This is a genomic window from Aeromonas sp. 601039 (genome assembly GCF_049174415.1).
GTDB lineage: Bacteria > Pseudomonadota > Gammaproteobacteria > Enterobacterales > Aeromonadaceae > Aeromonas > Aeromonas veronii_A.
Genome location: NZ_JAAKTL010000006.1, coordinates 110468 through 124794 on the forward strand (window position 1 = coordinate 110468; position 14327 = coordinate 124794).

Annotated in this window: 13 protein-coding genes; 12 read left to right on the forward strand and 1 reads right to left on the reverse strand. The window is 58.0% G+C overall.

Features of this window, described 5'->3' with window-relative positions:
- Nucleotides 1–303 (forward strand): ArsR/SmtB family transcription factor, encoded by a 303-nt coding sequence (locus G5195_RS07485; RefSeq protein ID WP_013724128.1) that lies wholly within the window; start codon nucleotides 1–3, stop codon nucleotides 301–303.
- A 49-nt stretch (nucleotides 304–352) separates the two neighbouring features.
- Here the strand turns inward: G5195_RS07485 and rpsT are convergent, their stop codons facing one another.
- On the reverse strand, nucleotides 353–616 hold the full coding sequence (gene rpsT / locus G5195_RS07490; RefSeq protein ID WP_005308808.1) for a 30S ribosomal protein S20: 264 nt from the start codon (nucleotides 614–616) through the stop codon (nucleotides 353–355).
- 191 nt (nucleotides 617–807) lie between these two features.
- Between rpsT and murJ the strand changes: the two genes are divergently transcribed.
- The 11 genes from murJ (at nucleotide 808) to G5195_RS07545 (ending at nucleotide 14324) form a co-directional block, all read left to right on the forward strand.
- Complete coding sequence (gene murJ / locus G5195_RS07495) at nucleotides 808–2370, forward strand: murein biosynthesis integral membrane protein MurJ (RefSeq protein ID WP_005348927.1); 1563 nt, start codon at nucleotides 808–810, stop codon at nucleotides 2368–2370.
- A gap of 154 nt (nucleotides 2371–2524) precedes the next feature.
- The gene (gene ribF / locus G5195_RS07500; RefSeq protein WP_019445579.1) at nucleotides 2525–3499 is read left to right on the forward strand and encodes a bifunctional riboflavin kinase/FAD synthetase; all 975 of its coding nucleotides are present in this window, start codon (nucleotides 2525–2527) and stop codon (nucleotides 3497–3499) included.
- Nucleotides 3499–6360 carry an isoleucine--tRNA ligase gene (ileS, locus tag G5195_RS07505; RefSeq protein WP_421235998.1) on the forward strand — a complete coding sequence of 954 codons (2862 nt, stop codon included), beginning with the start codon at nucleotides 3499–3501 and terminating at the stop codon, nucleotides 6358–6360. The genes ribF and ileS overlap by 1 nt, the downstream gene beginning before the upstream one ends.
- Nucleotides 6360–6857, forward strand: coding sequence for a signal peptidase II (lspA, locus tag G5195_RS07510; protein WP_043851174.1), 498 nt, complete (start codon nucleotides 6360–6362; stop codon nucleotides 6855–6857). The genes ileS and lspA overlap by 1 nt, the downstream gene beginning before the upstream one ends.
- Nucleotides 6854–7306, forward strand: coding sequence for an FKBP-type peptidyl-prolyl cis-trans isomerase (fkpB, locus tag G5195_RS07515; protein ID WP_042030732.1), 453 nt, complete (start codon nucleotides 6854–6856; stop codon nucleotides 7304–7306). The genes lspA and fkpB overlap by 4 nt, the downstream gene beginning before the upstream one ends.
- Nucleotides 7306–8241, forward strand: coding sequence for a 4-hydroxy-3-methylbut-2-enyl diphosphate reductase (gene ispH, locus G5195_RS07520; RefSeq protein WP_421222233.1), 936 nt, complete (start codon nucleotides 7306–7308; stop codon nucleotides 8239–8241). Before fkpB ends, ispH begins: the two co-directional genes overlap by 1 nt.
- A gap of 253 nt (nucleotides 8242–8494) precedes the next feature.
- The gene (gene tppE / locus G5195_RS07525) at nucleotides 8495–8998 is read left to right on the forward strand and encodes a type IVa pilus pseudopilin TppE (RefSeq protein WP_421222231.1); all 504 of its coding nucleotides are present in this window, start codon (nucleotides 8495–8497) and stop codon (nucleotides 8996–8998) included.
- Between the two features lie 14 nt (nucleotides 8999–9012).
- Nucleotides 9013–9408, forward strand: a complete 396-nt coding sequence (gene pilV, locus G5195_RS07530) for a type IV pilus modification protein PilV (RefSeq protein WP_272950156.1) — start codon at nucleotides 9013–9015, stop codon at nucleotides 9406–9408.
- A complete protein-coding gene (locus G5195_RS07535; protein WP_123173791.1) occupies nucleotides 9405–10505 on the forward strand; it encodes a PilW family protein in 1101 nt (366 codons plus the stop codon). The genes pilV and G5195_RS07535 overlap by 4 nt, the downstream gene beginning before the upstream one ends.
- A gap of 11 nt (nucleotides 10506–10516) precedes the next feature.
- A complete protein-coding gene (locus G5195_RS07540; protein WP_421222229.1) occupies nucleotides 10517–10993 on the forward strand; it encodes a pilus assembly PilX family protein in 477 nt (158 codons plus the stop codon).
- A gap of 10 nt (nucleotides 10994–11003) precedes the next feature.
- Complete coding sequence (locus G5195_RS07545; RefSeq protein WP_421222227.1) at nucleotides 11004–14324, forward strand: pilus assembly protein; 3321 nt, start codon at nucleotides 11004–11006, stop codon at nucleotides 14322–14324.
- Nucleotides 14325–14327 lie beyond the last annotated feature (3 nt).

A 14327-nucleotide genomic window follows, 5' to 3' on the forward strand; every position in this document is an offset into this window, starting at 1 on the left:
ATGCAACTTGAAGAGATGGAAGCCAATGCGAGTAAAGCGGTGGCCTTGCTCAAGGCGCTGGCCAACGAGCGGCGGCTGTTTATTCTGTGCCAGTTGCTGGAGCGCGAACTGTCAGTGGGGGAGCTCAACGAGCGACTGGGATTGAGTCAGTCGGCCTTGTCACAGCATCTGGCGCTGCTGCGGCGGGATGAGCTAGTGACGACGCGCAAAGAGGCCCAGACGGTCTACTATTCGCTGCGCAGCCATGAGGTGCGTGAAATGATTAGTTTGCTGCATCGACTTTATTGCAGCGCAGATAAATAAAAAACCGGCACTAAGGCCGGTTTTTTCAGCTTTGATCAGCAGAAGCTGATTAAGCCATAGCTTTGATCTGGGCAGACAGGCGGCTCTTGTGACGAGCAGCTTTGTTCTTGTGGATCAGGCCTTTGGTCGCCATACGATCCATGATCGGCTGAGCAACAGCGAAAGCGGCAGTCGCAGCAGCTTTGTCGCCAGAGGCGATAGCAGCAATGACTTTCTTCAGGTAGGTACGGGTCATGGAACGACGGCTGGCGTTGTGCTGACGGCGTTTTTCTGACTGAAGAGCGCGCTTCTTAGCAGATTTGATGTTAGCCAAGGTAAAACTCCTAAAACTGTCTTAGCGAGTGTATTGAAAAGGCCCGGAAATATGCCCTTCCAACCACATATTGTCAAATGATTTGTGCAAATAAACACCGCCTCCCGGTGGTGTGTCAGTAGGGAGACGGTTAAACTGTCGGCCGATTCTAGCAGCATTCTTTTCATTCTGACAGTTCCAGAGGCCTCGTCTTGAGTAAGAAATTGATCAAATCCGGTATGATAGTGTCCGGAATGACGCTGGCATCCCGCGTAATGGGCTTGGTTCGCGATGTGGTCATCGCAAATCTGCTTGGTGCAGGGGTGGCCGCCGACGTCTTCTTTTTTGCCAATCGCATTCCCAACTTTCTGCGTCGCCTGTTCGCCGAAGGTGCCTTCAACCAGGCCTTTGTTCCCGTGATGACGGAGTACAAGAAAAATGGCGACGAGGGGGAAGTGCGTGAATTGCTGGCTGCGGTGGCGGGTACGTTGGGGGGCATAGTGACTGTGGTCACCCTGCTCGGTGTGCTGGGGTCGGGTGTGCTGACCGCGCTGTTTGGCTGGGGCTGGTTCTGGGACTGGCTGCATGGCGGCCCTGCGGCCGAGAAGTTCGAGCTCGCCAGTCTGATGCTCAAAATCACCTTCCCTTACCTCTGGTTCATCACCTTTACCGCCATGGCGGGGGCTATCCTCAACACCTTCGGCCGCTTTGCGGTCTCGTCGTTTACGCCGGTGTTTCTCAACATCACAATGATTGCCGCGGCCTGGTGGATTGCACCGCTGATGGACAAACCTGAGATCTCGCTGGCGATTGGTGTCTTTTTGGGCGGTTTGGTGCAGTTTTTGTTCCAATACCCCTTTTTGCGCCAAATCAACATGCTGGTATGGCCCAAGTGGGGATGGAATCACCCTGGGGTAGTGAAGATCCGCACACTGATGATCCCGGCCCTGTTCGGGGTCTCGGTCAGCCAGATCAACCTGCTGGTCAACACCATGCTGGCTTCCTTCCTGGCGACTGGTGCCATCAGCTATCTCTACTACTCGGATCGCCTGCTGGAGTTCCCCCTCGGGCTGTTTGCGGTGGCCATCAGTACCGTGATCCTGCCAGCGCTGGCCAAGAAGCATGTGGATGCCGATCCGGCGGACTTCTCCCGCACTATGGATTGGGGGGTGCGGATGGTGATGCTGCTCGGCCTGCCCGCCATGATAGGCATTGCGGTCATGCGCGAGCCCATTTTGCGAGTGCTGTTCATGCGCGGCGAATTTGGCCTGCATGAAGTGAGCATGTCGAGCGCCAGCCTGCTGGCCTCCACTACCGGTCTGCTCTCCCTGATGCTGATCAAGGTGCTGGCCCCCGGTTATTACGCCCGTCAGGATACCAAGACGCCGGTGCGGATCGGGGTGATGTCGATGATTGCCAACATGGTCTGCAACCTCATCTTCATCTACCCGCTCGGTTACGTGGGGCTGGCGCTCTCGACCGCCTGCTCGGGCACTCTGAATGCGGCCTTGCTGTTCAAGGGGTTGTACCAGCAGAGCGTCTATCGTCCCTCCCGCCATACTGGCGTGTTCTGCCTCAAGCTGCTGGTCGCCAGCGTGCTGATGGGAGGCGTGCTCGCCTATCTGTCGCCGGATTTGGCCCAGTGGGGGGCGTGGAGCATGGGCAAGGCCAGTTTGCAGCTGACCATGCTGCTGTCGCTGGGGGCTGCGGTCTATGCCGTGGTGTTGCTGCTGCTGGGCATTCGGCCGCGTCACCTTAAATCGGGGCAGCAGTAGCCGTGATCCTGCGGCGCCATGGGGATAGTGCCTCATGGCGCCGCAGGGGGCGTGATTGGGCCCGGATAGTTGAAATCAGGCTATGAGGGCTGACCCTGCCTGCTGCCTGATATATAATCCGCCGATTTCCATGGCAGCAACGCACAAGGCACTGATGGAGCTTATTCGCGGCATTCACAATCTCAAGCCCCGTCACCGGGGATGTGTATTAACCATTGGCAACTTTGATGGGGTTCATCAGGGTCACCATGCGGTATTGGCACGTCTCAAGGAGAAAGCGGCCCAGCTGGGATTGCCCGCCTGCGTCATGCTGTTTGAGCCGCAGCCGCTGGAACTGTTTGCCGGCACGGCAGCGCCCGCCCGGCTGAGCCGGTTGCGGGAAAAGTACGAAGCGCTGCAGGGGCTGCATATCGATCGCATGCTCTGCGTGCGCTTCAGCCACCGTTTTGCCGAGCAGGCGGCCTCGACCTTCATCGAGCAGTTGCTGGTGGAGAAGCTCGGGGTGCGCTATCTGGTGGTCGGCGATGATTTTCGCTTCGGCAAGGGGCGGGAAGGGGATTTCCACCTGCTGGAGGAGGCGGGCCATCGCTTCGGCTTCGAGGTGATCAGCACCCAGAGCTTCCAGCTCGAACGGCAGCGGGTCAGCAGCACCCTGGTGCGTGAAGCCCTTAAGGCGGGCCGGATGGCGGAGGTGGAGCTGATGCTTGGCCGCCCCTACACCATCAGCGGCCGGGTGGCCCACGGCGACAAGCTAGGGCGCACCATAGGTTTTCCCACCGCCAATCTGGCCCTCAAGCGTCAGGTGATCCCGGTCGGTGGCGTGTTTGCGGTGGAAGTGATATGTTCCGGCAAGACCTTCCCCGGTGTAGCCAATGTGGGTGTTCGGCCGACCTTGAGCGGTACACAAGCCAGATTGGAAGTACATCTATTTGATTTTTCTGGTGATCTATATGGTCAGCAGGTCAAGGTGCTGCTTCGCCACAAGCTGCGCGAAGAGCAGAAGTTTGCCTCTTTCACTGCCTTGAAAGAGCAGATCGAACGAGATGCCCTGGCGGCCCGAGCCTGGTTCGGGCTGCCACAATTCAATTTACCCAGCACTCTTTTAGAAAAGAAGGGAACCCAGGACTGATGAGCGACTATAAACACACCCTGAATCTTCCGGAAACCGAGTTTCCGATGCGTGGCGATCTGGCCAAGCGCGAACCCAACATGCTGAAACGTTGGTACGATCAGGATCTCTACGGCGCTATTCGCCGCGCCAAAGCGGGCAAGCCTTCTTTCATTCTGCACGATGGCCCCCCCTATGCGAACGGCAACATTCACATCGGTCACTCGGTCAACAAGATCCTCAAAGACATCATCATCAAGTCCAAGGGCCTCTCCGGTTTCGATTCCCCCTATGTGCCGGGTTGGGATTGCCACGGTCTGCCTATCGAACTGAAAGTGGAAGGCATGGTCGGCAAGCCGGGCGAGAAGGTTTCCGCTGCCGAATTCCGCGCCGAGTGCCGCAAATACGCCAAGACCCAGATCGAAGCGCAGAAGACCGACTTCATCCGTCTGGGTGTGCTGGGCGACTGGGAACATCCCTACCTGACCATGGATTTTGGCACCGAAGCCAACATCATCCGCTCCATGGCCAAGATCGTTGAAAACGGCCACCTGCACAAAGGTTCCAAACCGGTGCACTGGTGTACCGATTGCGGCTCCGCGCTGGCTGAAGCCGAAGTGGAGTACTACGACAAGAACTCCCCCTCCATCGATGTGCGCTTCAAGGCCGTTGATGAGGCATCCGTTGCCGCCAAGTTTGACTGCGCCGAAGGCCACACCGGCAAGGGCCCGATCTCTGCGGTGATCTGGACCACTACCCCGTGGACCCTGCCGGCCAACCGCGCCATCGCCATGCACGCCGATCTGGACTACGCACTGGTTCAGGTTGAAGGGGAGAACCCCGAGCGTCTGATCCTGGCCGCCGAGCTGGTCAAGGATGTGATGGATCGCGCCGGTATCGAGCACTACCACAACCTGGGCTACGCCAAAGGTGCTGCTCTGGAGCTGCTGCGCTTCAACCACCCCTTCTACAGCTTTGATGTGCCTGTGGTACTGGGCGATCACGTCACTCTGGATGCCGGTACCGGTGCCGTTCACACCGCCCCTGGCCACGGTCAGGAAGACTTCGTAGTCGGTCAGAAGTACGGTCTGGAAGTGGCCAACCCGGTTGGCAGCAACGGCGTCTATCTGCCGGATACCGAACTGTTTGCCGGCCAGCACGTATTCAAGGCCAACGCAGCGGTTGTCGAGGTGTTGACCGAGCGTGGCGCCCTGCTGCACCACAAGGTGTTCAACCACTCCTATCCGCACTGCTGGCGTCACAAGACCCCGATCATCTTCCGTGCCACCCCGCAGTGGTTCATCAGCATGGAGCAGAAGGGTCTGCGCAAGCGTGCTCTTGAAGAGATCGAGCGTATCGAGAAAGAGGGCATTGCCCAGCACGGTCAGAGCGGCTGGGTGCCGGCTTGGGGTAAAAACCGCATCCAGGCGATGGTCGAGAACCGTCCTGACTGGTGTATCTCCCGTCAGCGTACCTGGGGCGTGCCTATCTCCCTGTTCGTTCACAAGGAGACTCAGGCACTGCATCCGGAATCTGTACGCCTGATGGAAGAGGTGGCCAAGCGGGTCGAGCAGTCCGGCATCCAGGCTTGGTGGGATCTGGACAAGGCCGAGCTGCTGGGCGCCGATGCCGACAATTACGAGAAAGTGCCTGACACTCTCGACGTCTGGTTTGACTCCGGTTCTACCCACGCATCCGTGGTCGATGCCCGTCCCGAGTTCAACGGCAAGCCGGCCGACATGTATCTGGAAGGTTCTGACCAGCACCGTGGCTGGTTCATGTCCTCCCTGATGATCGGCGTGGCCATGAAAGACAAGGCTCCCTACAACCAGGTGCTGACTCACGGCTTCACCGTGGATGGTCAGGGTCGCAAGATGTCCAAGTCCATCGGCAACGTGGTGAGCCCGCAAGACGTAATGAACAAGCTGGGTGCCGACATCCTGCGTCTGTGGGTAGCGAGCACTGACTACACCGGCGAGATGACCGTCTCCGACGAGATCCTCAAGCGCTCTGCCGATGCTTATCGTCGTATTCGCAACACTGCCCGCTTCCTGCTGGCCAACCTGAACGGCTTCAATCCGGCGACCGATATGGTGGCGCCTGCCGACATGGTAGTGGTGGATCGCTGGGCTGTGGGTCGTGCCAAAGCGGTACAGGCCGAGATCGTGGCTGCGTTCGACGAGTACAACTTCCACGGCGTGACCCAGAAGCTGATGCAGTTCTGCTCCATCGAGATGGGCTCCTTCTATCTGGATGTCATCAAGGACCGTCAGTACACCGCCAAGGCTGACAGCCTGGCACGTCGCTCCTGCCAGACCGCCCTCTATCACATCGCCGAGGCCATGGTGCGCTGGATGGCGCCGATCATGAGCTTCACCGCCGACGAGATCTGGGCTCTGCTGCCGGGTGAGCGCGGTGAGTTCGTCTTCACCGAGGAGTGGTACGATGGCCTGTTCGGGCTGGAAGCGGGCGAAGTGCTGAACGACGAGTTCTGGGCCGAGATCCTCACCGTGCGCGGTGAAGTGAACAAGGCGCTGGAAGTGGCTCGTGGCGAGAAGCGCATCGGTGGTTCCCTGCAGGCCGAGCTGACCCTGTTCGCCAAGCCGGAGCTGGCTGCACGTCTGAACGCGCTGGCCGATGAGCTGCGCTTCGTGCTGCTCACCTCCAAGGCCAAGGTAGTCAGCGTCGATGCCGCACCGGCAGATGCCGTGGCGACCGAGCGCGATGACCTGTGGCTGAGTGTGGCCCAGTCTGCCGCCGCCAAGTGCGACCGCTGCTGGCACCACGTAGAAGATGTGGGCACCATCGCGGGTCACGAAGAGATCTGTGGCCGCTGCGTCACCAACGTCGAGGGTGACGGCGAAACGCGTCAATTTGCCTGATGAACATGACTCAACATAAAAGCGGCCTGCGTTGGCTGTGGCTGGCGGTGCTGGCCTTCGTACTGGACCAGGCGAGCAAGCTCGCCGTGGTCAAGTTGCTGCCATTTGGTTACCCGGGGGTGGAGATCACCCCCTTCTTCAACCTGGTTCACGTCTACAACAAGGGCGCAGCTTTCAGCTTCCTGGCTGATCAGGGGGGCTGGCAGCGCTGGTTCTTTGCCCTACTCGCTTTTGCCATTTGTGGTCTGCTGATCCATTGGTTGCGCAAGCAGTCGGTTGCTCAGCGCTGGAGCGGCATCGCCTATTCGCTGATCATCGGCGGGGCGCTCGGCAACGTGTTTGACCGGCTGGTGTTGGGCCACGTGGTCGATTTCCTCGATTTTTACTGGGGTTCCGCCCACTGGCCTGCGTTCAACCTGGCCGACAGCTTCATCTTCATCGGAGCCGCCATGATCGTGCTGGATGGCTTTCGTGGCGAGAAAAAGGAGCAGGCATGAGCCAGCAGATCACCGCTGACAGCAGCGTGCTGTTTCACTTCACCATCAAGCTGGAAGATGACTCGGTGGCAGACAGCACGGCGCTGCACGGCAAACCGGCCCGTCTGCGGATGGGGGATGGCAGTCTGACGCCGAGCTTCGAGCAGTGCTTGCTGGGGCTGCGCGAAGGAGAGAGCAAGAGCTTTACGCTGGCGCCGGAGGAGGCCTTTGGCCTCTCCAACCCCGACAACATCTACCATCTGGATCGCGCCAAGTTTGGCGCCGATGTGGAGCCCAAGGTTGGCACCATCATCCTGTTCGACCAGCCCAACGGCAGCGAGCTGCCGGGGATCATCCGGGCGGTGGAAGGTATGTCGGTCACTGTCGATTTCAACCACCCCCTGGCCGGTCACACCGTCACCTTCGAGGTGGAGATCCTGGGGGTTGATGACGAGGAGAAGGTTCACTGATGGATATTCTGCTGGCTAACCCCCGTGGCTTCTGCGCCGGTGTCGACCGTGCCATCAGCATCGTCGAGAGTGCGCTGGAGAAGTTCGGTGCTCCCATCTATGTTCGTCACGAAGTGGTACATAACCGCTATGTGGTGAACAAGCTCAAGGAGGCGGGCGCCGTCTTCGTCGAGGAGCTCGATGAGGTGCCGGATGACAGCATCGTCATTTTCTCTGCTCACGGCGTGGCCAAAACAGTGCGCGAGATGGCCAAGTCCCGCGCCCTCAAGGTATTTGATGCCACCTGTCCGCTGGTGACCAAGGTTCACATGGAAGTCCATCGCGCCAGTCGCAAGGGCTCCGAAGCCGTGCTTATCGGTCATGCTGGCCACCCTGAGGTGATCGGGACCATGGGGCAATACGAGAATCGCGAAGGTGGCATGTATCTGGTGGAGACACCGGAAGATGTGGCCAGGCTCAAGGTGAAGAATCCGGATGACCTCTGCTTCGTCACCCAGACTACCCTGAGCGTGGATGAGACCTCTGACGTGATCGATGCGCTGCGCAAGCACTTCCCCAAGATCCAGGGGCCGCGCAAGGACGATATCTGCTACGCCACCCAGAACCGTCAGGATGCGGTGCGGGAGATGGCGGGGCTGGTGGACGCCATGCTGGTGGTGGGGTCTCGCAACTCCTCCAATTCCAACCGTCTGCGCGAGCTGGCCGAGAAGGTGGGCGCCAGAGCCTATCTTATCGACGATGCGTCGATGATTGAGGCGAGCTGGCTGGAAGGGGTGAAGGCGATCGGCGTCACTGCCGGTGCGTCCGCTCCCGAGGTGCTGGTGCAGTCCGTGATTGCCCGCTTGCGGGAGTTGGGTGGCAAGGTGGTCGCCGAGCATCCAGGCCGTGAAGAGAACGTGGTGTTTGAAGTGCCGCCAGAGCTGCGGATCCTCTGATCCCTCTCATCTCGCTGGATGTCGGTTTATTGCCAGAGCCACCTCGTTGAGGTGGCTTTGTTTTTTGGCTCTAACGAGTCCTCTTTGCATGTTCGCAACTAGATTGCAGCAAAAATTGATGATGCAGCTCGAACTTTTGCATTGCCGGGATTGAAACACCAAGTGCCCGGCATAGACTGCCATCAAGCCCTTACTCTGGCTTAGCACACATGGAGTGTGTCTGTCCTCCTGGAACAAATCAGAGCGAAACAGGATGTTTTTGCGTTCAGGTTTTAGCCTTATCGAGCTTATGGTCACCATAGCGCTCGTCTCTTTGTTACTCACGTTGGGGGTTCCTTCCTTCAACGCTTTGCTGCGCACTATTTCTCTCAATTCTCAGGCTAACAACTTTGTTGCGGCCATCAACCTTGCCCGCTCAGAAGCCATTCGCCGCAACACGGTAGTGACCCTCTCCGCCTCTGCCGATAACCTGACCCAGCATCACTGGGAGGCTGGCTGGCAGATCTGGGTCGATGGCAACGGTAACGGCATACTGGATAATGGTGAGTTGTTGCGAGGCTTTCCCGACATGGGGGGCGGGGTATTGAGCAGCAATACCTCCCTGCTGCGTTTTAATAGCGAGGGTTTTCTTGATGGCCGCACTCAGTTGGCACGGGTATTTTCCCTGCGTCCTGATGAGTGTCGGAATGAGCCCTCCCGTGATATCAACATCACAGTGGCTGGTCGCCCTTCCATTACCGAGGCTAGCTGCCCATGATGCGAGAACGGGGTTTGTCACTGCTTGAAATCATGATCTCGGTACTGGTGCTCTCCATCGGTATTCTGGGCATGGCGACTCTGCAACTGCAGGCTCTCAAGAGTAACCAGTCGGCGCTGACGCGTACCGAGGCGACCCAGTATGCATACATGATCAACGACATGATGCGGGCTAATCGCAGCGCGGCTCTGAACGGGCAATACAATATCGACTTGGGCGAAACTGTCTCGGGTAGCTCTATGGCGGTTCAGGATCTGCAACACTGGAAGCGGGTCGTAGCCGAGCTACCAGGTGGCGATGGCGCCGTATCGGTCAGTGCCGGAAGGGCCACCATCACTATTCAGTGGGATAGCAGTCGGCTGTCGACTGATCCTGCGTCGCGCAGCATGATCCTGAGGACGGACCTATGAGCAGGAGCGGTTTGCCGCTACACCAGCACGGGATCGGCTTGGTCGAGGTGATGATCGCCTTGGTGCTCTCGCTGATAACGGTGGGGGTCATGATTCAGGTGTTTCTCGGCAATCACAAAACCTATCTCACTGGCGAGGCCATTGCCCGGGTGCGGGAAGATAGCGGATTTGCCACCAATCTGCTGCAAAAAGAGCTGCGTATGGTGGGCTATCAGGGGTGTCTCAGCAAACAGGGGGTCAATATCACCAATACCCTCAATAACAGTACGGCACTGCCCTACAACTTCACCACCTTTTTGCGTGGTTACGACAATGTGACGTCCACTTTGCCAGCCGAGCTGTCTGCTCTGTTCAGCGGTTCCGAGCCCAGACCCATGCCGGGTAGCGATATCCTGTTGGTTCAGGGGCCGGTTGGGGTTGGGGTTCCGCTCAGTCGTGATAATCATAACAGTGCCGCCCAGCTCTTTGTGCAGCAGCTATCCAGCAAGGCCGACTATTGTGGTTCCGGCGCACAGGGTTATAGCGATCTGTGCGAGGGAGATATTGTCATGGTCTCCGACTGTCAGAAGGCCAGAATATTTCAGGTCACCAAAGTACAGGGCGTGGCAGGGGGGCGTGAGGTCAATATCGTCCACTCCAATGACAACAAATATACGCCAGGCAATGCCAGCAGTTCCTGGGGGGGGGCCAGCAGCCCACCCGAGGAGCGATTCGGTCTTGGCTCGGTCGTGAACAGGGTGGAAACCCGTCTCTACTATATCGCCCGCCCCTCTGCCAGCAGCCCCTACGCGCTTTATCGCAAGAACGGGGTGGCTGCAGGTATGCCCCTTATCGAAGGGGTGGCCAATATGCAACTTACATTCGGCGAGGATCAGAACCGGGATCGGGCGGCAGATCGCTATGTGAGCGCCGCCAGCAATCCAAACTGGAACAATGTACTGGGGATTGGAGTACAGCTTCTTATGCGCAGTAACCAAGGCAATGTGGTGTCGTCTCCGCAGGCCCTTAGCTTTGCCGGAGCCACCTTCCGGGCGACCGATCGCAACTGGTACTGGGTCGCCGAAACCACAGTTGCGCTGCGCAACCGGCTACCTTGAGGAGCCCAGTCATGATGGATCGACAGCAGGGGATGGCGCTGGTGATCAGCCTGATTTTTCTGGTCATGGTGAGCCTGCTGGGTATGGCCAGTATGCGTGGGGCGCAGTTGCAAGAGAAGATGGCGGGTAACCAGAAAGAGGCGCTGCAGGCATTGCAGGCGGCAGAAGCGGGCCTGCGCGCTGCCGAGCGCTATATCGAGGCTGGCAACTCGGGTCCCTATGACAACAGCGCGGGCCTGTATGAATTTATCGACACCGCGGTGGATCCTGCCTCCCCTTCGACCGCTTGGCGTACCTATACCCACAGTGGTCTGGCGGGGCGCGCTCCCGAATACTTTATCGAACGGTTGCCCTATACCCAGGGGGGGAGCGAGGATCTGGCAGTCGATGAGCCCATCAGTGAGCGTCGTCTATATCGTATTACTGCAAGGGGATTTGGTCTCTCTGACGAGAGCCGGGTGCTGTTGCAATCGACCTATAGTCGCTAGGAGGCGGTGTATGGGCAAACTTGGTTTTGGCCTTTCGGTGATGCTCTGCTGTGCTTCGGCACAGGCGGCGCTCGATATTGCCCAGGTTCCCCTCTATCTCGGCACCCGGGCCGATCCCAATATCATGTTTACCCTAGATGATTCGGGTTCGATGCATTTCGAGATCATGCCCGAGTCCTTGATCGAGAACGATGCGCGTTATGTCTATCCACGCGCTAGCCAAGTCTACGGGAGTGATGATTACGACAACTATACGATCACCTTTGCCAGCGACAACGCCCGCAATGCCTACGTGCGCTCCAGCCATAACAACAAGCTCTATTACAACCCGCAGCTGACCTATCGTCCCTGGGCCAATGCGGATGGCTCCTTGATGGCCAATGCCAAAGTGACCTGTGCCCCTCACAACCCTATGAAGACGGCGGCCGGTTGTCGCAACCTGACTGAAACTAATCGGGCTTGGTGGGCCATCTATTACACTGATTTTTCTCCTTATTATTTCAACCGTGACGAGAGTTTCTGGCCGGCTGTCTATTTCGACTATAAGGGTAGCGGTAATGTGAAGCTGGCAAACAGCTATACCCGAGTGGAAATTCAGTCTGGCAAAACATATGGTGACCGTTCCAATCGCAGTGACTGCAAAAACGCTCCCGTTTGTAGCTATGACGAAGAGATCCAGAATTTTGCCAACTGGTATACCTATTACCGCTCGCGGATTTTGGCTGCTCGGGCAGGCGTGGGACGAGCTTTTGCCAGTCAGGGAGAGGGAATTCGGGTCGGCTTTGCCACCATCAATGCCAAGGATAGTGTTATTCGTGGTGTCACCCCTTTTTCGGGTACCGACAGAAGCGCATTTTTCAATGAACTGTATGGCCGCGATATTTTGGCGAAGGGGACACCGCTGCGTACCGGTCTGAAAGAGGTAGGGGAGTATTTTTCCCGCAGTGACAATAATGGCCCTTGGTCTGCCCGTGCCGGCAGCACGCTTCCTCATCTGACTTGCCGCCAGAGCTACAACATCCTGATGACTGATGGTTACTGGAACGGGGATTCGCCCTCGGTCGGCGATCAGGACCTGGATGGCATCAAGAACACCTTGGCGGACGTGGCCTTCAAATACTGGAAAACCGACCTGCGTGCCGATTTGGCCGACAAGGTGCCGGCCAGCACGGCGGATCCTGCCAACTGGCAGCATCTGGTCAACTTTACCGTCGGACTCGGGGTCAACGGGTCGCTCAATCCTGCCAACGGTATCCCGGGCAGTTGGCCGAATCCTTATGATTCCGATGAGTTCAAGATCGACGATCTGTGGCATGCGGCTGTCAACAGCAAGGGGAGCTTTTTCAGCGCGGCAGATCCCGATACCTTCGCCGCAGCCCTGAGCAGTACGCTGGCACAGATTGCCGCCCGTAACAGCTCAGCCAGTTCAGTGACCGCCAACGCAACCCGGCTGGACAGCAATACCCACATCTACCAGGCCCGCTACAACAGCGGCGACTGGTCGGGGCAACTGGTCTCGATCCCGCTGAACAGCGATGGCACCCTTGGGGAGATCGCTTGGGATGCCGCTACCTTGATCCCCGAGCCTTCGGCACGCAATATCTTCACCCGGCAAGATGGTGTCGGCATCCCCTTTCGTTGGGATACGCTGAATGTGACCAACCGGGCTCTATTCAATGTCGCTGGTGACAACCAGGGAGAAAGCCGTGTCGCCTATCTGCGCGGTGATCGCAGTGGTGAGCAGCGCAATGGTGGTGCGTTTCGTAATCGTAGTGATCTGCTCGGCGACATCATCAATTCTGATCCCGTCTACGTGGGCAAGCGTGATTACGGTTACAGCAGTGCAGCCGGTCTGACCCAGACCGAGCGGGAGGGTTACCAGGCTTTTCTAAGCTCGACGGCGATTACCCGCCGCCCACCCATACTCTATGTCGGTGCCAATGACGGTATGCTGCACGGATTTCGAGTCGCCGACGGTGTCGAGCGACTGGCCTATATCCCGTCCAGCCTGCTGGGCGAGCTGAATCAGTTGACCAGACCGAATTACAGCCATCGCTACTATGTGGATGGGACGCCCAGGGTGGGCGATGCCTATCTGGGCAGTCGCTGGAAGAGCATCTTGCTGGGATCCACCGGTGCCGGTGGCAAGGCGGTATTTGCCATCGATGTGACGGCCCCGGATAACTTCACCGCCGACAAGATGCTGTGGGAGTTCACCGATAGCGAAATGGGGGTTGCACTGGCGGCACCCACTCTGGTACGTGTCAAAGCCGACAACAAATGGGTTGCTCTGGTTGCGAATGGTTACAACAGCACCAGTCAGACTGCGAGGCTTTTTGTGCTGGATCTGGCGACTGGCGCCATCATCAAAGAGATTGATACCGAGGTAGGGTCTTCCAGCGAGCCCAACGGTCTATCTTCCCCCTTGCCGGTAGATCAAGACGGGGACAGGGTTGTCGACTATGTCTATGCCGGTGACCTGCACGGCAATCTGTGGAAATTCGATCTGACTGACAGAAACAGTGCCCAGTGGGGAAGTGCTTTGAAAACGGGCAACAAGCCCAAGCCGCTGTTCCAGGCCTGTAATGGCAGCTGCAGTGCCGGTACGCGTCAGCCGATCACCATGCGTCCTTTGGCTATTCGGCACCCTAAAGGGGGGGTTATGGTGATGATGGGGACTGGCAGTTATTTTACCAATGATGACAAACTGGTTCCCGCCACGCCGAGGCTGGAAGCGGTGTACGGTATCTGGGATACGGGGGCTACCGTGCTCAGTAGCCAGCTGTTGCAGCAGATCATCACCCATGAGTTTGTGGCCAACGGCACCACTATCAAGTTCAACGTGAGGGTTGTCTCCAACCGGAATGTCAATTACACCAGCCAAAAGGGTTGGTATCTGCTATTGAAATCGCCAAGCTTGAGCAAGGGGGTCGGTGAGCGGGCCGTCTCCGAGATGCTCTATCGGCATAAGCGACTGATCTTCAATACCTTGATCCCGTCGGCGGATGCCTGTGACTTTGGTGGCCGCTCTTGGTTGATGGAGCTGGATCCCATCTCGGGGGCCAGACTCACCTACTCGGTGTTCGACGTTAACGGCGACGGGGCTGTCAACGATGATGACTACGTCGCGATCAAGGATGATTCTGGTAATGACATCAAGGTGCCGGTCAGCGGCAAGCAATTTGATGAGCTCACCACGACGCCAAGCGTAGTGGAAGATGCCGAGATGGAGCGCAAATATATCAGCGGCTCCAGCGGAAATATCTCGGTCACGCTGGAAGAGGGGGCAGGCGATCTGGGTGGCCGCCAGTCCTGGTTGCAACTGGAGTAGAGG